Source organism: Porphyrobacter sp. TH134, from assembly GCF_002855495.1.
In the GTDB taxonomy this organism is placed as follows: domain Bacteria; phylum Pseudomonadota; class Alphaproteobacteria; order Sphingomonadales; family Sphingomonadaceae; genus Erythrobacter.
Window position 1 is genome coordinate 1 of record NZ_PKRO01000050.1, and the last position, 18,376, is coordinate 18,376.

The 18,376-nt window shown below is 62.1% G+C and carries 19 protein-coding genes; 13 read left to right on the top strand and 6 right to left on the bottom strand.

Annotated elements, in window-relative coordinates:
- Positions 1 to 98 precede the first annotated feature (98 nt).
- From C0V72_RS16745 to C0V72_RS14460, 3 genes are all read left to right on the top strand, one after another.
- Positions 99 to 443, top strand: coding sequence for an AAA domain-containing protein (locus tag C0V72_RS16745; RefSeq protein WP_267893447.1), 345 nt, complete (start codon positions 99 to 101; stop codon positions 441 to 443).
- Complete coding sequence (locus C0V72_RS14455) at positions 440 to 1,912, top strand: hypothetical protein (RefSeq protein WP_101794846.1); 1,473 nt, start codon at positions 440 to 442, stop codon at positions 1,910 to 1,912. Before C0V72_RS16745 ends, C0V72_RS14455 begins: the two co-directional genes overlap by 4 nt.
- Positions 1,913 to 2,200: 288 nt before the next feature.
- A complete protein-coding gene (locus C0V72_RS14460; protein WP_233999968.1) occupies positions 2,201 to 2,848 on the top strand; it encodes a DUF6933 domain-containing protein in 648 nt (215 codons plus the stop codon).
- A gap of 65 nt (positions 2,849 to 2,913) precedes the next feature.
- Here the strand turns inward: C0V72_RS14460 and C0V72_RS14465 are convergent, their stop codons facing one another.
- From C0V72_RS14465 to C0V72_RS14480, 4 genes are all read right to left on the bottom strand, one after another.
- A complete protein-coding gene (locus C0V72_RS14465) occupies positions 2,914 to 3,648 on the bottom strand; it encodes an RES family NAD+ phosphorylase (protein ID WP_101794847.1) in 735 nt (244 codons plus the stop codon).
- Positions 3,645 to 4,058: an MbcA/ParS/Xre antitoxin family protein gene (locus tag C0V72_RS14470; RefSeq protein ID WP_101794848.1), complete on the bottom strand. Its 414-nt coding sequence runs from the start codon at positions 4,056 to 4,058 to the stop codon at positions 3,645 to 3,647. Before C0V72_RS14470 ends, C0V72_RS14465 begins: the two co-directional genes overlap by 4 nt.
- A gap of 62 nt (positions 4,059 to 4,120) precedes the next feature.
- Entirely contained in the window at positions 4,121 to 8,353 is a 4,233-nt protein-coding gene (locus tag C0V72_RS14475; RefSeq protein ID WP_101794849.1) for a strawberry notch family protein, read from the bottom strand.
- A gap of 75 nt (positions 8,354 to 8,428) precedes the next feature.
- Positions 8,429 to 9,325, bottom strand: coding sequence for a DUF7146 domain-containing protein (locus C0V72_RS14480; protein ID WP_101794862.1), 897 nt, complete (start codon positions 9,323 to 9,325; stop codon positions 8,429 to 8,431).
- Between the two features lie 124 nt (positions 9,326 to 9,449).
- On the opposite strand from C0V72_RS14480, the gene C0V72_RS14485 reads away from it, so the two are divergent.
- Entirely contained in the window at positions 9,450 to 10,106 is a 657-nt protein-coding gene (locus C0V72_RS14485; RefSeq protein ID WP_101794850.1) for a lytic transglycosylase domain-containing protein, read from the top strand.
- An 87-nt stretch (positions 10,107 to 10,193) separates the two neighbouring features.
- Here the strand turns inward: C0V72_RS14485 and C0V72_RS14490 are convergent, their stop codons facing one another.
- Positions 10,194 to 11,465, bottom strand: a complete 1,272-nt coding sequence (locus tag C0V72_RS14490; protein ID WP_101794851.1) for a tyrosine-type recombinase/integrase — start codon at positions 11,463 to 11,465, stop codon at positions 10,194 to 10,196.
- Positions 11,466 to 11,797: 332 nt separating this feature from the next.
- On the opposite strand from C0V72_RS14490, the gene ribB reads away from it, so the two are divergent.
- The 4 genes from ribB to C0V72_RS14510 all read left to right on the top strand — a co-directional run bounded on the left by ribB (position 11,798) and on the right by C0V72_RS14510 (position 14,456).
- Positions 11,798 to 13,045: a 3,4-dihydroxy-2-butanone-4-phosphate synthase gene (ribB, locus tag C0V72_RS14495; RefSeq protein WP_101794852.1), complete on the top strand. Its 1,248-nt coding sequence runs from the start codon at positions 11,798 to 11,800 to the stop codon at positions 13,043 to 13,045.
- Positions 13,046 to 13,053: 8 nt separating this feature from the next.
- Complete coding sequence (gene ribH, locus C0V72_RS14500; protein WP_101794853.1) at positions 13,054 to 13,476, top strand: 6,7-dimethyl-8-ribityllumazine synthase; 423 nt, start codon at positions 13,054 to 13,056, stop codon at positions 13,474 to 13,476.
- Between the two features lie 160 nt (positions 13,477 to 13,636).
- Positions 13,637 to 13,813, top strand: a complete 177-nt coding sequence (locus tag C0V72_RS16465; protein WP_172439047.1) for a hypothetical protein — start codon at positions 13,637 to 13,639, stop codon at positions 13,811 to 13,813.
- A gap of 280 nt (positions 13,814 to 14,093) precedes the next feature.
- A complete protein-coding gene (locus C0V72_RS14510) occupies positions 14,094 to 14,456 on the top strand; it encodes a winged helix DNA-binding protein (protein ID WP_233999969.1) in 363 nt (120 codons plus the stop codon).
- On the opposite strand, the gene eno is transcribed toward C0V72_RS14510, so the two are convergent.
- Positions 14,453 to 15,739 (bottom strand): phosphopyruvate hydratase, encoded by a 1,287-nt coding sequence (eno, locus tag C0V72_RS14515; protein WP_101794855.1) that lies wholly within the window; start codon positions 15,737 to 15,739, stop codon positions 14,453 to 14,455. The genes C0V72_RS14510 and eno overlap by 4 nt on opposite strands.
- 190 nt (positions 15,740 to 15,929) lie before the next feature.
- Between eno and C0V72_RS14520 the strand changes: the two genes are divergently transcribed.
- The 5 genes from C0V72_RS14520 to C0V72_RS14540 all read left to right on the top strand — a co-directional run bounded on the left by C0V72_RS14520 (position 15,930) and on the right by C0V72_RS14540 (position 18,278).
- Positions 15,930 to 16,547: a hypothetical protein gene (locus C0V72_RS14520; RefSeq protein ID WP_101794856.1), complete on the top strand. Its 618-nt coding sequence runs from the start codon at positions 15,930 to 15,932 to the stop codon at positions 16,545 to 16,547.
- 20 nt (positions 16,548 to 16,567) lie between these two features.
- Positions 16,568 to 17,011, top strand: a complete 444-nt coding sequence (locus tag C0V72_RS14525; protein ID WP_101794857.1) for a phage holin family protein — start codon at positions 16,568 to 16,570, stop codon at positions 17,009 to 17,011.
- Entirely contained in the window at positions 17,008 to 17,388 is a 381-nt protein-coding gene (locus C0V72_RS14530; protein ID WP_101794858.1) for a hypothetical protein, read from the top strand. Before C0V72_RS14525 ends, C0V72_RS14530 begins: the two co-directional genes overlap by 4 nt.
- A complete protein-coding gene (locus C0V72_RS14535; protein ID WP_101794859.1) occupies positions 17,385 to 17,966 on the top strand; it encodes a hypothetical protein in 582 nt (193 codons plus the stop codon). Before C0V72_RS14530 ends, C0V72_RS14535 begins: the two co-directional genes overlap by 4 nt.
- 81 nt (positions 17,967 to 18,047) lie before the next feature.
- Positions 18,048 to 18,278 (top strand): DUF4170 domain-containing protein, encoded by a 231-nt coding sequence (locus C0V72_RS14540; RefSeq protein ID WP_101794860.1) that lies wholly within the window; start codon positions 18,048 to 18,050, stop codon positions 18,276 to 18,278.
- Positions 18,279 to 18,376 lie beyond the last annotated feature (98 nt).

Below are 18,376 nucleotides of genomic sequence, written 5' to 3' on the forward strand. Positions count from 1 at the left end.
CCGCTCCCGCAAAAGGGCAAAGTGGACGACTTTTACGCCGCCCGCAGCAACACTTCGTCGCCGCTACCGTGGTCTAATTTTGCACCGCCGTTCTCACAATCGACAGCTATCAGGGCAAAGAGAATCCGATCGTTATAGTTTCACTGGTTCGGAACAATTGGTCTGGTCCGCAGGAGAATGGGACTGCTACGATCCGCCCAGGCTTTCTGGCCAAACCTAATCGAATAAACGTGGCGATGAGCCGGGCAATGGACCGGCTCATAGTCGTCGGCAGCCGCAGCCGCTGGGCGAAGGGTGGCCCCATGGAAAGGATCACCAAGGCATTTGCCGAATGCCTAGACGCTGAAGATGGTCAGGTCCTTGGAGCGGACGAACTGCTGATTTCAACCGCTGGCGCGAGCTCGACGATACGGGACGGCGTCCAGATGGAGAGTGCGAAGTGAGCCAGAAGCCGCGGAACAAGCTCAGCGTGCGCGTTCCTCGCGATACGCTGGTAGACGATAGTGAGGACGGTCCGCTCATTCTCGGCATTCTCGACCTGTCGCTCCCATGTCGACGGTTCGTGGTCGAGCACAAGGTTGCTGAGGTAGGCAAGGTTTCCGTAACCGCGGAGTTCCTGCTGCGGTTCGTGAAGGCGCTCGGCAGTTGCAGCGAGGAGGACGCCCAGACATTCTTCGGGTACAGTCGGCGCGAGATGGCCTATGTCCTCGCTGAAGTCGAGGAGGCCGATTATGTGGATCGCGTCGAAGGGCGGCTAACGCTGACCGCCAATGGTACAGGACTGTTCCAGCCAGGAAGCGATGATCCGCTGATCTTCGAGGTGGAGCGAAATACGGCACGCATTGGACTCGATCTTCTCTCGCTTGCCCCTGCCGACAGTAGGTCGCCGAGCGTCTTCGAACTCAGTCTGCCGGAACTTCCGCTCGCTGATCCGGCGCAAATCAGTTCCGCAACGGACAGGGTCCCCGTACAGTTTCGGAGACACTTTCGCGAACTGTCACCCCGAATGGACTCGGTCGCGGCAGCGCGAAGATCGCTTTATTCGATCGATGCGGTGCGCGCCGAGGAGCGCTTCACTAATGTCGTGCGCGTCAAGCTCGTTTCCACCGGTATGAAGCCGATGCAGGTCGAAGTTGATCTTTCAGACTGGCGTTCGGATCACGAGTTGGCCGACCGCGAAGCCGTTAGCCGATCGGTTGTGCAAATCACTGAGAGGCTCGGCTGTTCCCGGCGAGAGGATGATGTCGATGCCTACCGTCTGTTGATTGAGCTAGCACCCGAGTATCTCAATGAATGGACAAGGCGCGATGGCTTGAGCGTCGAGCGTTTTTACCGGCACGCCTTCACGGCCAGAGGCGATGTCCGGGCCGACCGCCAAACAACTCCGATTCTCGGAAGCCTGTTCACGGCTGAGAATGCGCGCCGACTGCTGGAGGTCGCCAATTACGGATTACGTCGCACGAAGCATCCGTCGCCCGTTCTCTTCTGGACGGTCCCGCAAGCGCCGCTGTGGGGCAGCACATCCATCATGTCCGAGGCCGTCGATCAACTGCGCGACTTAGTGATGCGCGCTGGCGACTTCTGCCAGGTCGAGGCGATCGCTTTGACCGCCGGCAAGCCAGAGCCGTGGATCAAGCGCGGGTTTACAGGCTGGAGGGAGTCTCAGAGCCTTGTTTTTCCAGGCGGGTTCGAAATGCTACTTGCCCCATGCGGCTTCGTCGCCGCCAGTGTCCACGCCCCCATCGGGGCACCTTCGGGTGTCCCGGTGCCACTCGGTTTCGCCAGTTTCGATCCCAGAATTGTCGATAGGGCGATGGCAATGTTAGCGGGTCAGGCTCCTCGATTTGGGTTGAACGAAGCGCTGTCGCAAGAACTAATCTCACCACCGGTATCGCTTGATCCCGAAACGTGATCCAAGTCGTGATAGCGCACCCTTAGGGATTGGATGACCGATTGGATCGAAGGAAGATGCGTCGTTAGTTGTTCTGGCCCTCGAATTCTCGGCTCACGCCTAGGGGCAGCGCTCAACAGCGGCGGGAGGAAGGATCCGAGGCCACCGACACTATCGGGCTGCTCCTGAAGGCTTTGGAGCACCGGGGCGCGCACGGCGACTGGGAATGTCATCGTACGTGCGCGAGGACATTGGGAGTACTTGAGAACGTCCGCTTGTAAACGACGGCTGCCCCCAAGCGACCGGCTTATGCATGGACGGCAGGTTTCAGAAACAAGCATCGCGCCGCCGAATGGCGCGTTTTCGGGCGGTTCTTGCGATTCCGTCGGCGAGGCCGGCAGCTTCGGTGGACGCGCTGGACGCCGAGGATTATCCTTCGCCGCCATGTTTCGCCTCCATTGCACCAAGAAGCTGCTTGATCGGATCAAACCCGAGATCGCTGAGCCCGGACAAAGCGACACGGCGCTGGGCAACTGGTACGCCACCGCCCTGTTCTGGAAGCCGCAATTAGCTTTGCTGGTTTCTGAGCGCACGCTTCTTCCCGTGCTGATGCCGCTGGCTCCTGCGGCCACGCTTGCTCGACGCTTCCCGGCGCAGCTGGCGCTGGTGCTGAAAGAGCACGGCGCCCCAAGCGAATTCATTGCGCAGGAAGTCTGGCGGATGGACAAGGTCCAGTACGCGAAAACTTCAAACCGGAGCGTCGTGGGCATCCTCAATGAGTTCGTTAAGCAGGCCGAATTCTGGCTGGCAGCCTATGCCTATGAAAAGGGCGATGATGACGACCTCCTGGCCGTTTCCGCCAAGCTCGCGGAGACACCTTGTAGCCCGTTGTACAAGGGCCCGGTTTCGCCAGACAGGGCCCTTCATGAACTCGTGAAGGCTGGTGCGCAGGCATGAGCCTGCTGGCCGTCAACTTCGCTCGGAGATCCTACAGCACTCGGCCGGAAACCCAGCTCGTTCGGTCAGGCGGGATCGGGCGGCAAATCGACAATCCGGAAGACAGCGCCCGATCCCGCATCACGGACCAGATCAACCCGCGCGCCATCCCAGTGATAGTCGAGGTGCCGACCCTGGAGCGGATTTGAAGCGCAGTCCGGGTAGAAGAGCGCGACGCATTCCCCACCCGGATGCCGGACGCTCGGGTAGACAATCCCGTCCGATCCCGCACCCCAAAGGTGCCGCGCGAGCGCTTGAGATGCGGCATAGCTGTCGGGATCGAGCGCCGAATCCGGCTTCCCCGCCTGAGGCCGGAGATCATGCAGGTCTGCATCGACCGTCATGACGATCTCCCGGAACTGCGAGGTCCAGCCAGGCGCTTCGTGGGTTCGTGCCATGAATCGGGCATGGTGGTGGATCGTCTCGAAAAGCGCGGTCTCGAACCGGTCGCCAACGTAGAGCACGCCGTAGCTGCCATCGGTGAAGCGGCTCGGCCGGTCAGTGCTGACATGGGTGAACGGCGCCATAAGGTAGGAGGCGCCGTTGCCGCCGACACGGCGGTCAACAGGCACTAGGTCGAGATTGCCAATCGTCGTCATGATGCGAGGATTGGTCTTCTGTTCCGCCGAGATCAGCAGTGGCCAGTCGGCGGGATCAGCGATGTCTTCGAACAGGTCGATCGGTGGAAAGGCACTGCGGATGATCCTGACAGCGCCCTTCCACTCGACTCGAGAAACGGGGATTTCTGCTTTTTCGCTCACCAGCCACCGCGCTCGGCGTCGAGGTAGCGACGCACCCGCATGATGTCGGTAAGCTCGCCTCCCAGCATCACGTCGAGCGCACTGGCTTCGCCAAACGCTTCATTCGCTGCCTTGATCCAAGTGTACCCGCGGGTCGCCTCCGAGAAGATGATGCGAAGCGCCTTGTGGATCCCCATGAGGTTGGACAGACGCGCGCGCCCATCACGCGAGATGCGCCCGGGGCCTTCTGCCTTCCATCGGCGATAGGAGCGCACTGGCATGTCGAGCAGGGTTGCCGCCTGCTCGTCGGTCAGTTCCCATTTGCCGAACAGATTGAGGACTGCCCGGAACATGGCAGCTGCCTCATCCTGGGTAATCGGATCGGGACGGAAGGCGGTAACGGAAGTATCAACGGGTTGCAGAGCCAGCATGGCAGTTCTCCATATGGCATCATATATGGCAAATAATGCCATTTGGCAAGGAACTCTGCCGATCATGCCAGTCTGGCAATCACGCTCGCCGCGCCCTCGATCGGCACGAAGAGCCGGGTCTGATAGCGGATGATCTCGGTAAAGCAGCCTTGGGCCTTGTACCAGTCGAGCCGAGCAGCACTCCATCCCGTAAGCTCAAGTCGCTGTGACCCATTGACCAGACTGCGTTTGACCAGGAGCTTTTCGCGGCCCGCGAGTTCCATGGCGCGGCCCGTCGCCAAGACGGTCTGGACAATGTCGTCGGCGGAAAGAGTTTGCTCGCGTTCCAGACCCAGCGCCCGGCACAGCTCCGGAACAGAATGAACGGGAACCTCGCGGCCGAGGAGCGAACGGCCATCCGCCGCCGAGATGCGGCTCACCCTCACGAAATCCGAAGGGAGCTTGTCCCAGACCGGCAGCAGGAGGCCCGTCGCAAGATACAAGCGCTCGCGCTTGTGGCTGGTCCGCGCTTCCTCAACCTCGGCTGCCCAGGCCTCGCGAAAAGCGTCGACGGAAATTGCCTCCCAGCTGCTCTCAGCGAGCTGATCCTCGGTGATGTGCGTGCGCTTCAACGGGCGCAGCAGTTCTAAGCGGGAAACGCGGGTGCCGTCATCAGCAAGAATACTGCGGGCAGGCACGAGCAAGGCAACCCGGCCTGAGCGAGCATTTCGAACCGGCCGTTGCCGCTGCCCAGCGAGGCCGTGAAGCTCCTCGAGCCGCTTCAGCGTCAGCGGCTTCAGGGCTCTGGCGATTTCCAGCTCCAGCAGATGGGTAGTCGCGCCCGATGCCGGATCGGTGCGCAGCAGCGTGTCGGACAGAACCGTGAAGTCCTCGACTACGATGGTCTCGAGGCCGAGATCGAGTGTGCCGGCCTGACGGGCGGCATCAATGCGCGCTTCGACCAGCCCGATGAACTCATCGAAGATCGCGTTCTGCAGGGCAATGGGTAGCGCCAGGATGCGATTGAGCCAGCGCTGGATTGATGGCAGGTCATCGACCATCGACCCGTCGGGCCCTTCGATCCGAAGGCCTGTCAACTCCTGGAAGCGCCCGAGACTGACCGCTTCGAGCTTTGCCGTGAACAATAAACCGAACCAGCGGTGGAGCGCCTCCTTGGCGTAGATGCTCTCGAGATTGTCGGCGGGATCGAAGAGGTTCTGCCCGCCGGTCTGGCGCTGCCCGCGCGTCAGAGCTCCCAGGCTGTCCAGACGCCGCGCAATCGTCGAAATGAACCGCCGCTCGCCACGCACATCGGTGGTCACGGGCCGGAACAACGGAGCCGATGCCTGGTTGGTGCGATTGGTGCGGCCAAGCCCCTGGATTGCGGCGTCAGCCCGCCAGCCCGGCTCGAGCAGAAAGTGGACGCGGCGGGCCTGGTTCTTCGCGGCCAGATCGGCATGGTAGCTGCGCCCGGTTCCCCCGGCATCGGAGAACACCAGTATGCGCTTGGCACCGTCCATGAATGCCTGGGTCTCGGCGACATTGGCGCGCGGCGAGCGGGATTGGAGTTTCCGGCGACCATCGCGGTCGACGATGAGCCGACGGGTGCGACCGGTGACTTCCGCAACCTGGTCAACGCCGAAGCGTTCGATTACAGCATCGAGGGCTGTGGCGATAGGCGGCAATGCACAGAGCTGCTCGATCATCCGGTCGCGCGCGGCAAGCGCAGAGCGACAGAGCACAGGAGCGCCATGCTCGTCACTCATCGGCTCGGAGCGAGGATTGCCGTTTTCGTCGGTGAACACCGCCATCAGGCGGACAGGGAAGCTCTTGGCGAGATAGTCGATCACGTATTCCCTTGGGGAGAGGTCGATCTCGAGAGCTTCGCGCTCCTCGACAGACAGGTCGGCAAGTCGTCGATCAAGCATCGCTTCTGCCGTCGAAACCAGCTGGACGACCACAGCGTGACCATCAGCAATCGCCGTATCGATCGCGGGCAGCAAGCTGGGGAGCTTCATCGACAGTAGCAGCTGCGCGAAGAAGCGCTGCTTGGTTCCTTCGAAAATCGACAGCGCTGCGGACTTGGCACCGGAGTTGAGCGTCCCTCCGGTTTCGCAGTCGACGATCCGCGTCGCCTCCAGCGCGTCGCGCAGGTTGGTGTGAATGATCGCCCAGGCTTCGGCGTAGGCATCGTAGATCGCGATCTGATCCTCGGTCAGGCAATGCTCGAGGATCTCATATTCGACACCGGCGAATGAAAGGGCCCGGGCTGTGTAGAGTCCGAGCGACTTGAGGTCCCGCGCAACCAGTTCCATCGCGGCGATGCCGCCGTCGCGAATGTCGGCAACGAAAGCCTCGCGATTGGCGAAGGCGGTCTCCGGACCCCAGAGCCCGAGGCGCGTCGCATAGGCCAGGTTGTTGACGTCGGACGCACCGGTTGCCGAGGCGTACAGCACGCGCGCCCGGGGCAGGAGGTTCTGCAGACGCACCCCGGCAATGCCTTGCTCCGATCCCTTGACCTTGCCGCGCGATCCTTCACCGCCGGCAGCGTTGGCCATGGCGTGCGCTTCGTCGAACACGATCACGCCGTCGAAATCCTCACCGGCCCAGGCTAGGATCTGGTCAAGGCGCGTTGCGTCGTTTCGACCCGAACGCAAGGTCGGATAGGTCACGAAGAGGATCCCCTCGCGCATCGCGATGGAGGTGCCGAGTTTCCAGGACGCCAGAGGTTGGATGTCGATCGGGAGGCCGCCAAGGGCGGCCCAGTCGCGGCGCGCGTCTTCGAGCAGCGCCTCGTTCTTCGAAATCCAGATATGGCGGCGCTCGCCGCGCACCCAGCGATCGAGAATGACGCTCGCGACCTGGCGTCCTTTACCAGCGCCGGTGCCGTCCCCAAGGAAGTAGCCCTGTCGGTAGACCTGACCTTCCGCCGAGGCCTTGAGCGAACAGCCCTTGTCCTCGGGCTCGAACCGGCCGGGAAGATCGCGGGCGTGAGCGCTGGCGGCGTAGATCAGGGTCTCTGCCTGGGCATTCGATAGCAACCCTTTGGCGATAAGTCCGCCAGGCAGCTGCGGCACCGCGTCCGGCTTGGGTGCCGAGATCGACCCCATGGCGACGGACTCGACGAGCGGCGTTGGATGCTCGGCCGCGCCATCGATCACGATCCGGCTGGGGCGATAGGGCAGATTGTGGCCAACCTGAGGGGCGACCGGCGCAGGGGTTTCAAGCGACTGGTAGGTAAGCGACCCGATGGCGGAGGCTGAAGGAGTGATCCTCGCTGGTGTAGGCAACGGCCTGCGCGGCACCGCCACAAGGCGAAACGGCGCACGAGCCGGAAGGCTCGATTGCTCAGTAACAGCCTCCAAGCTGGCGCGAGCCGGCAAAGCATCGACAAGATCGACCAGCTGGCGAAAGTCGTTTGTGCGGATAGCGACAGGCTCATGGGAGCCTTCCACCTTGTCGAAGACCAACAGCCGCGTGGTGATGCCGGTGCCCTGTCTGACGAACGCGCGTTCGACGTCGGCAATGAGCCGCAGCGAGATCGGCCCCTTCAACCCCGCCAAGAACTTCGCACAGTCGAACCATTTAGGCATGATCGCGACAAGCCGCCCCCCGGACGCCAGACGGTTCCAGGCCGACCGCAGATGGCGCGAGCCAGTGTGACTATCGTGCCCTCGCTCAATGCCGTGGGAATAGGGAGGGTTCATCAGCACGACGCTCGGGATGATGGCTGGATCGAGCAGTTCGTCGATCAGCTCAGCGTCATAGCCGGTCACTCGGGCCGCAGGGAACAAGGCGCTCAGGCAGTCGCGGCGAAGCGGCGAGATTTCGTTGAGGGCAAGGCGCGAGCTGGCCTTGGCGGTCCAGACCGCGAGCATCCCCGTTCCGGCCGATGGTTCGAGCACAAGTTCGCCAGTGGCCAGCGCGCAGGCCCGAGCAGCAAGCCAGGCAAGGCGCGGCGGCGTTGCAAACTGCTGCCATTCGATCTGCTCGTCGCTGCGATTGCTCTGGGTCGGAACTCGGGCATCGAGGCCGCAGAAGAACTGTTCCGCCTCGTCGATCGGGCTCGTGGGCTGGACTTGATCTGATGCTTGCAGATGTTGAACCTGCGCCAGCTCGAGCGCAGCGTGAGCATCACGGACTGACCATGCCCCGAGTGCATCGGTTCCGCCGAAGTGGTCCATCATGATGCGGTTGATGTCGCCGCGCGAAAGCGCGCTGCCTGCTGCCAATTGCAACGCCATTGCTTTGGCTGCCGTCACGACAAGCGGCGGAGATGGTGGATCGAATGCGAAGGCGAGGGAAGTGTTGGACATGGGAAACCTCCTGACGAGGTCCTGCGCCTCGCAGGCCTCAATCAGCCGAAGGCCCCCTCCCCTCTGGCTCGCTGATCAGGTTTGCCGAGCGAGCCTTGCCTTGAGTTCATCGTTCCAGTCGAGACCGGTCGACGCTGGTGCTCGCGAGTGGATCACACGGCCTGATGCAGAATAGGCCTTTCGTGCGCGCTGATCCGCGAGCTCGCCTCCCGGATCATTGTCGATGAACAAGTGGAGCTCGCGCACACTCTCGGGAATCGCGACGAGGCCGAACCGCTCGTTCCCGAGCGTTGCCCAGCAAGGAATCCCAAACAGCTGCATGGCTGACAGGGCGCTTTCGATACCTTCGGCAAGGCCCAACCGGCCCGCGGCTGGCGGGGCAAGTCTGACAGCACCACAGCTGAGGCTTCCCAGCGCACGCTTGGGACGCTCGAAACCCGCCAACTTGCCGCTCGCAGTATCGATAAACGTCCTGTGCACCGCTATTGTGCCGATGTCAGTCGTGACGTTCGCCAACATTGCAGGGAGGAACTGGACCGCGCCACGTGGTCCGAGCGGCGTGCGCTCGAGGTAACGGAGCTGATCAGAGGCACGCAGGATCCCGCGCTGCGCGAGGTATCCTTCGGCAGGGCTGTCGGAGATCGCCGTCGCCGATTGCCACAAACGCCGCGCGTTGGAATCGAAGGCCCTATTTTCCTGTCGATCAGCGACCACGGCACTAGAGCCATCGAACAGGTCACGGCTGCGAACACCCTGGCGGTCCAGTGCTGCTATGACCTCCTCGTTCGAGCATCCCGCGAAGCAATGAAACAGGATCGCCTTTCTTCCCAGTGTCACGCTCAAAGAGGGAGTTCGGTCATCATGCGCCGGGCAGCAGCACATGCCTTTGCCCCGACTCCATGTACCCTGAAGGCTTTCGACGATCGCGCGGGCGCGGCGTTCGAGTTGATGAGGTTTGTCTAACGGGGGCATCGACCTTCTCCGGTTGAGGTGCCCTCCCCGTGCAGCCTCCACTCTGCACTCGCGCCAAACCAATTTCCTACGCCACTTGTTCTATATATGTTCTCACTCGATTCGGCTATAGAAGGATCGAGAAATGACAATGAAAGCTATCTTGGTCGCAGGCTTCGCGATCACCTCTGCTACCTCCGCCAGAGCCCAGGATTTGTCCGCGCCAGCCACAATCGAAGCCCCCGCGAGTCACTCCGAAGGCATCCGGATTGCTGAAACATCGAACGGCTTCCAGCTGGTCGAGCATGGGCTGTGGTCATCCCGTCAGGCCGGCCCGGCATCGGGTCTCATTGTACCACAAAATGGCCGGGTGAACCTGCCATACAGATACGAACCCAAGGCCAAACCTGGCCCCTCCGACTTCAGGCGAGCAAGCTACCTTCCCCACATCTATGCGGCGGAAGCGAAGTACTCATTGCCCGCGGGCCTGCTCGATGCGCTCGTATGGACAGAATCTCGATATAACCCCTTCGCCGTCAGCCCTGCAGGCGCAGCAGGTCTTGGACAGCTGATGCCAGCCACGGCAAAAGAACTCGGGGTCTTCAATCGCTTCGATCCTATGGCCAACATCTTCGGCGCGGCGCGGTATCTGCGGCAGATGCTCGACAGGTTCGGCGTGGTTCACCTCGCGGTGGCTGCCTACAATGCGGGTCCCGGCGCAGTGGAACGCGCAGGCGGCATTCCCCGGAATGGCGAGACGCCCGGATATGTCCAAGAGGTCCTTCGACAATGGCGTTTCTAAAGATCGACCCACGATGGCCATAGCACGGCCCATCATCCTGCAGTTTCTAGCTGGGCGGATTTGTTGCGGTTGCGAACCCCTGTGAGATTAGCCGACTTTGACTTCGACTGGATACTTGGCTGCAATCTGCATTACCTCCTTACCCCACAGCGCCAACGCCTCCCGTTTCTCGTTGGTATACTGGTGACGGTGATAGACGCCAGCGACGCCAGCCATAGCTGATCCTGACTGGTGATTGAGCACCGCCTCAGAAACCACCAAGGGTATGCCAAGACGCTGGAGACCAGTTGCCACCGTCCGTCGAATATCATGCATGGTGAAGTGACCGGCCTCATAGCCGAGCTTTTCGTCCACGCTTGCCCTGATGCGCTTCCAGGCCTTCGATAGTCCGCTGACGCTGTTCGTATTGGTGACCTTCGATGCCAACAGGATCTGGGATTGCTTGTGGGCCTCGTCAGGGTCGATGCCAGCCGCCATGAATATCTCGGTGATGACTGCCAGGGCCTTGGCGGATAGCGGCACCACATTCGCTTTGCCGTTTTTCGCTCGGTCGCCCGGAACTGTCCAGACTTTCGCCTTGAAGTCGAACTCATCGCACGCCGCATCAAGCACTTCACCTCTGCGTTGAGCCGTAAGAATAAGCATCTGCACGAGATGGCCGAACGGATAGCCATCCTCGACCGCAGATTGCCACAGCGCAGCAAGCTCACGGTCGCTGAGTACACGGTCGCGAGGCTCATTCCGCTTCGGGCGCCACGCATCCCGGCAGGGGTTGGCTGGCATATGCTCAAGTCTGGTGAGCGCCCACGTGTAGAAGGTCGAAAGATGGCGATACACGATGCGCGCCATCGTCAGGGTTTCCTTGCCCCGCTCGAACGCAATTTTCTCAACGAAGCGGCTCACGTCACTTCGGGTAATGGAGTCCGCGAGCCGGTCTCCAATCTCGGGCTCGATGTATTTTCGGAACACTCGATCGAACTCCCTCGCGCTCCGCTTTTTGCCCTCGATCTGCTGAGCAAGGTACGTCTCGTAGAGCTCCGCGACTGTCCCGACCCCTTTTGATCCCTTTCTTTTTGCCCCCGCCTTTCTGGCGATGCTCTTGCCCTGCTCGACATCGACAAGCAGATCGCGCGCCTTCTTTCGGGCATGGGCCAGTGTAAAGCTTGGCCCATGGCGTCCGATTGTCACATTCAACCATTTGCCCTGAACCCGCTTGCGCAGAATGTACGTCTTGATACCACTGGCACCCATGCGGAGCCTGAGGCCGGGTACGATACCATCGGCGAGCTCAACCTGACCCGCAGTCGGCGCCTTCAGCCCTGCGATCTTCGCATCCGTCAAACCTACTTTGTTCGCCATATGTACCTGCTACCTTAGGTAGCTTTTTGTAGTGGATACTGGCGAACATTTCAAGAACAATGCGGACTATGAATCGCAGATTTCCGCCATTCTTGGACCCATGCGGACGCGCTAGGACCCTCTGATCATAGCTCTTAATCAGCGGGTCCTTGGTTCGAGCCCAAGTGCGTCCACCATCATTACACATTCACCTTCTTGGTTCCCTTAATCACATGACGAGACACGCTCGGCGTGTTCGCGTTGCATTTCCCGTTGATGGAGCACGGGCTCCAAGATGATGCTTGACCATCACCTGCCCTTGCGTTCACATTTCGATGTGATAAATGGCGCATATGAGCACATCATCCATCACACGCGTTCGCGATCTCATCACATCGGGCGTCATGACCCGCGCTGGCCTCGCGCGCGCTGCGGGACTTCATGCCAACACCCTGCGTGATTGCACCGAGGATAGCTGGAACCCGACCGCGGAAACCCTCGCCAAGCTCGACGCCTTTCTTGATGCCAACGCCGACAGGCCGGTGCTCGCCACGATCGAGGAGATCGTCGACGAGGCGCGCAACGGGCGCATGTATATCCTGGTTGATGATGAAGACCGTGAGAACGAGGGCGACCTCATCATCCCCGCGCAGATGGCGACCCCGCAGGCGATCAACTTCATGGCGATGCATGGCCGCGGCCTGATTTGCCTGGCGTTGACCAAAGACAGGGTCGACACGCTCGGATTGCAGCCGATGAGCCGCAACAACAAGGAATCGATGCAAACGGCCTTCACCATCTCGATCGAGGCGCGCGAAGGCGTTACCACCGGCATCTCAGCGGCCGACCGCGCCCGGACCATTTCGGTTGCAATCGATGCGGCCAAGGGCGCGGACGATCTCGTCACCCCCGGTCACGTCTTCCCGCTCACGGCACGCGACGGCGGCACATTGGTGCGCGCAGGCCATACCGAAGCGGCCGTCGATATCTCGCGGCTGGCGGGCCTGAACCCAAGCGGCGTGATTTGCGAGATCATGAACGAGGATGGGACCATGGCCCGGCTCGATGATCTGGTGAAGTTCGCCCGGCGGCACGATCTGAAAATCGGCACGATCCGCGACCTCATCGCTTACCGGATGCGCAATGACCATCTGGTCGAGCGCCTGTCGGAACGCGCCTTTACCTCGGATTACGGCGGCCATTGGCGCATGATCACCTATCGCGACCGGGTGGCGGGCAGCGAGGCCTATGTCCTGCAAAAGGGTCATGTGGTTCCCGGCGAGCCCACCCTCGCCCGCGTTCACCCGATCTCGGTGTTTGACGATGTGCTTGGCGCGCCCGGTGCCCGCAAGCGGACGTTGCAGCGGGCCATGCAGGCGATTGGTGCGCATGGCTCTGGCGTGATCGTGATCCTGACGGGCCGCGTCGGCACCGGCGAATGGAGCGCTGACGAGGAGCTGCGCAATATCGGCATCGGCTCGCAGATTCTGGTCGATCTGGGCGTGACCGATATGGTTTTGCTGTCAAACAGCCGCCCCGATCTTGTCGCGCTCGAAGGCTACGGCCTGACCATCACTGACTTCCACCCCATTCCGGAGTAATCACCCCCATGGCCGACATTCTAATCGTCGAAGCGCGTTTCTATTCCCATTTGAACGACATGCTCATCGCTGGCGCCCGCGCTGCGCTGGAGGCTGAGGGGCACTCGGTCGACGTGCTGACGGTGCCTGGTGCGCTTGAAATTCCGGGCGCAATCGCGCTGGCCGCCGAAGCCGATCGCTATCACGCGTTCGTCGCGATCGGCGTTGTGATCCGCGGCGAGACCTATCATTTCGAAATCGTTGCAGGCGAAAGCGCGCGTGCGATCATGGCCCTGACGATGGATGGTATCGCGATCGGCAACGGCATTCTTACCGTCGAGAACGAGGCGCAGGCACTGGTCCGCGCCGATCCCGCGCAGAAGGACAAGGGCGGCGAGGCAGCCAAGGCCGCGCTTGCGCTGCTGGCATTGCAGGATCGGTTTGGCCGTTGACGCTTGGGCGGGCGGGCGTCCCGTTCTGACGCACGCCCGCCGCTACGTAGTTTCCCTCTGTAGATTTCCATAAGGAATTAACGCGATATCCCACCACGCGCTGCTGGTGTTGATGGGTCGCAAACACCAGCAGATAAGCCAACACGCTTGGGATCTGACCTTGGAAAACCTCTCACATACGACGCCGAATATCATCGGCGCGATTGCCATCATTGCCGCGCTTGAAAAGCAGCTCGCCGCGCTCGATCAGGCGGGCGCCGCCATTGCCGCAGCGCATGTCGATGCGGCAATTCAACAGCTCAGACTGGATCAGGCGCGCGCGGCGGTGTCACCATGATCACGCAACTTTCGCTATCTAAACAATAACCTGCGTATTATCCCGTAAAGCCAGGCTGCGTTTGAAATCCTATGATGGCCGCAGGGCAAGTTGGACAGTGATCCGGCAGCCCTCGGGGCAACAGGGTAACACGGCAATGTGCAATGGCGGGCAAGTTGCGAACGGGGCGGATCAGTCCGAACCTGAAGCGTTGCCGCACCCGCTCGCCAGCGAACTTCTGGCTATTGCAGAACGGCTCCGCATTGCCGCTACATCGGCGGGATCCTCAAGCGAGCACGAGGTGGCCCGTCCGCCGGCAATTGCGCGCAGCCACCTCGCATTGGCGCGCAAGGCCTATAGCTTGCGCCGCAAGCGCGCGGCGATTTTCGGCAATACCGACCTGTTTGGCGAGCCTGCCTGGGATATTCTGCTCGACCTTTACATTGCCCAGGGCGAAGGCAAGGCCGTGTCCGTTTCAAGCGCCTGCATAGGCTCGGCGACGCCCCCAACCACCGGCTTGCGGTGGTTGGGCGTGCTCGCGGACGCAGGCTTGATCGCGCGCGAGGCCGACGCGGAGGACAACCGCCGCGTACTCGTTCGGCTGACCGCTGCGGGCCAGAAAGCGATGGAACGCTTCTTCGACGCGGTTGACGCGGTGATCTAACCGCGCACGCCAAAGCAGGCGGCGCCGGCGTAGCCTGCACTATCACCCAGCTCTTCTTCAATACGGATCAGCTGGTTGTATTTGGCAAGCCGGTCTGACCGCGCGAGTGAACCCGTCTTGATCTGGCCGCAGTTGGTGGCAACCGCCAGATCGGCGATCGTCGCATCCTCGGTCTCGCCCGAACGGTGGCTCATCACGCAGGTGTAGCGCGCACGGTGCGCCATATCGACGGCGGCGAGTGTTTCGGTCAGCGTGCCGATCTGGTTGACCTTGACCAGCAGCGAATTGGCGAGGCCGCGGGCGATCCCGTCCTTCAGGCGGGCAGGATTGGTCACGAACAAGTCGTCGCCGACCAGCTGGACCGTGTCGCCCAGCTTGGCGGTGAGCGCGGCCCAGCCTTCGAAATCATCCTCGCTCATCCCGTCTTCGATGGAACGGATCGGATATTCGGCGGCAAGCTTGGCGAGGTAATCGGCCATTTCGTGCGGGGTGAGGCTCAGCCCCTCGCCCGAGATTTCGTAGCGGCCGTCGCGGAAGAACTCGGTCGCTGCGCAATCCAGCGCCAGCACGATGTCCTCGCCCGGCGTGAAGCCAGCCTTGGCGACGCTTTCCATGATGAAATCGAGCGCGGCGCGGGTGCTGGCAAGGTTCGGCGCAAAGCCGCCTTCATCGCCAACGCTGGTGGCCAGGCCCTTTTGCGCCAGCCCTTTCTTCAAGGTGTGGAACACCTCAGCGCCCCAGCGCACCGCTTCGGCGATGCTACCGGCACCCACCGGCATGATCATGAATTCCTGAATATCGATCGGGTTGTCGGCATGTTCGCCGCCGTTGATGATGTTCATCATCGGGACGGGAAGCATGTGGGCCGAAACCCCGCCGAGATAGGAATAGAGCGGCAAGCCCCGCGCATTGGCCGCCGCCTTGGCCACCGCCAGCGACGTGCCGAGGATCGCGTTCGCCCCAAGCCGCGCCTTGTTCGGCGTGCCGTCCAGTGCGATCAGCGCCAGATCGATATCGCGCTGGTCTTCGGCATCGAAATTGTCGGTCAGCAGTTCGCGGATTTCGGTGTTCACCGCCTCGACCGCCTTGAGCACGCCCTTGCCGAGATAGCGGGCCGCATCCCCGTCGCGCAGTTCGACCGCCTCATGCGCACCCGTTGACGCGCCCGAAGGCACGGCGGCGCGGCCAAAGCTGCCGTCGTCAAGCAGCACGTCGACTTCGACGGTCGGATTGCCGCGGCTGTCGAGGATTTCGCGGCCGTGGATGTCGATGATCGCGGTCATGTTTGGCTCCGGCTGTAATGTGGTTTAGGGTGTTAAGACACTTCAACACTATGATAATGAAGACGGCATGATTCTGGCTTGTCGATTCCAGTCAGGCCGGACGCGAAATGTCCCTATGCGCGCGAATGGCCGCGTGCAAGCGGATGGCGCGCCCCGGCAAGGATCGGCCGAATAACCAAGGAGTATCACGATGGCAGACACGACCCCGACCAAGAAAACCCCGGCAAAATCAGCCAAGGGCGCGGCCGCCATGTCCGAAGGCCCGGTCAAGGCAGCACCCCGCAAGACCGCGGCAGCCAACAAGGGCGAGGATGCAACGCCCGCTTCCCCTCAGGTGGTTGAAGCCAAAAGCCGCTTCAACGCAGCACTTGAAGAAGCCAAGGCCGGTGCCGCGGCGCTGCGCGCCGAAGCGGAAAACCGCCTCAGCTCTGTCGGCGGACAGGCCAAGGGCAAAGGCACCGATCTGGTTGCCGAAGCCAAGAACTATGGCGAACAGGCCAAGGGCAAGGCCAGCGAACTCGCGGTCGAAGGCAAGCAGGTCGCTACTGACGCTATCGCCTCGCTGGGCAAGGTGGTGGGCGACACCGCAGTCCAGATAGACGAGAAGCTGGGCGAACAATATGGCGATTATGCCCGCAAGGCCTCGCGCACGTTGCAGGAAACCTCGGCAAAGCTCGAAGCCAAAAGCGTTGAGGAACTGAGCGAAGATGCCCGCGCTGCGGTTCGCAAAAGCCCGGGCGTTGCGGTGGGTGTTGCAGCCCTGGTCGGCTTCTTTCTGGCGCGCATGCTGGGCGGAAAGCGGCGCTGATCGCGCCTGAAGGCTGACCCATGCACAGCACCGACCCCGGCTTGTCCGAAGCGCCGGATGGCACGTGGCCCGATCCCGATATCACGCCCGAGACTGCGGCGACGGACGTCGGCGGGCAGGACAGCGGCTTTACCGATCTGCGCGATGATATCAGCGTGCTGATCGAGGATGCGCGCACCTATGCCGAAGCCGAAATCGCCTTCCAGAAAACCCGCGCCAGTCTGGCAGGCACACTTGCCGGACGCGCGCTGGTGCTACTGGTGTTGGCGTTGGTGCTGCTCCACATCGCGCTGATCGCTTTGGCGGTGGGCGCGGTGATCGCGCTGGCACCGCTGGTGACGATCTGGGGCGCGATCGCGATTGTGGTGGGCGTTTTGCTGATCGGTGTTGCCGCGCTGGTCGGCAGCGCGGTGGGTGAGGGCAAAGTGCTCGGCGCTCTGTTCGCACCCGGGGATGACGCATGACGACCTTGCCGCAACGCTTTGTCGAAGACCGGCAGCTGCGCGACGCCGCCCGCGCTGTGCTGGTCGATGACATCAATCGGCTGCGCGAAAATCTTGCCGAGGAAGGCATCGCAAGCCGCGTATCATCGGGCGTAAGCTCGACGATTTCGGCCCGCATCAAGACCGGCGCCCGTGATGTGCTGGCACAGGCCAAGGCCCAGGCGAGCGATCATCAGGGCGTGCTTGCCGTGCTGATTGGCGCGATCATCCTGTGGCTGGGGCGCGGGCCTATCATGGATTGGCTACGTGATTTCACCGGTGATGACACCGACCCTGATACCGATACCGATACCGAAGCTGCTCAGTCCGCTGCGGCTGCGCCAGGAGATTTAGAATGACCAACCCCACCCCTCGCCATGCTGCTGCCGATGCTCGCGATTCGCTCCGGGCCCGCATCGAGGCGGCCGAGCGACGCAATGAAGCCCGCGGTCTGGCCGATCAGGCGCGTGAGGCTGCCTCGGCCGCGGCGCAATATACCCGTGCCCATCCCTTGACGGTGATCGGCGGCGCGCTGGCGCTAGGCCTCCTCGTTGGTCTGCTGACCCGCCCCGGCCGCCGGGTCGCCAGCAAGGTTGCGCATGGCACCGCCGGTGCCATTTCCAGCGCTGCGGCAAGCGCCCGTTCCGGGGTCGGCACTGTCAGTTCGCGGGGCGGATCACGGATCGGCCGGATGATCGGCGAGACCGTTTTGTCTTATGCCATGACCATGATCGACGAAGCGCTCGATGCCGCGCAAACCGGCCAGGAACGCGCTGCCGAGCTGGGCGACGCTGCCGGATCACGTGCCAAGCGCCTTGCGACCGAAACAGCGCAGGCCGCAGGATCAGCCGCTGACAGCACCCGCACCTTGGCGCGCAAGACAGGCAAGGCCGCCTCGGATGCGGCGCGCGATCTGGTGCGCAAAGTCCAAGGCTAAGGCACCTTTACGCGAGAAGGTTTGCCCCCGGCGAAACAATCGCTAAGGGGCGCGCAGACTTCCTCCCCAAGGGTACACATCATGGCAGAAACCACTCCCACCCAGCGGCTTCACCTCGTAATGGGCGGCCGCGTTACCGATCCGCGCGGGCTTGAATTCCAGGACCCCGAGAGCATTCACGTCGTCGGCGTCTACAGCTCGTACGACGCGGCGGTTGAAGCATGGCGCGCGCAGGCGCAGCGCACGGTCGATGATGCCGAGATGAAATATGTGGTGGTCCACATCCATAAGCTGCTGACGCCCGAGGATTGATCCGTGTTGAAGGACAGTTCACAGGAGCCGTAAGGCGACATCCAGCTTTACGAGGTGTCGCCTTGGCCTGATCGATTTCCCGGCGGATGGTCTTCCGG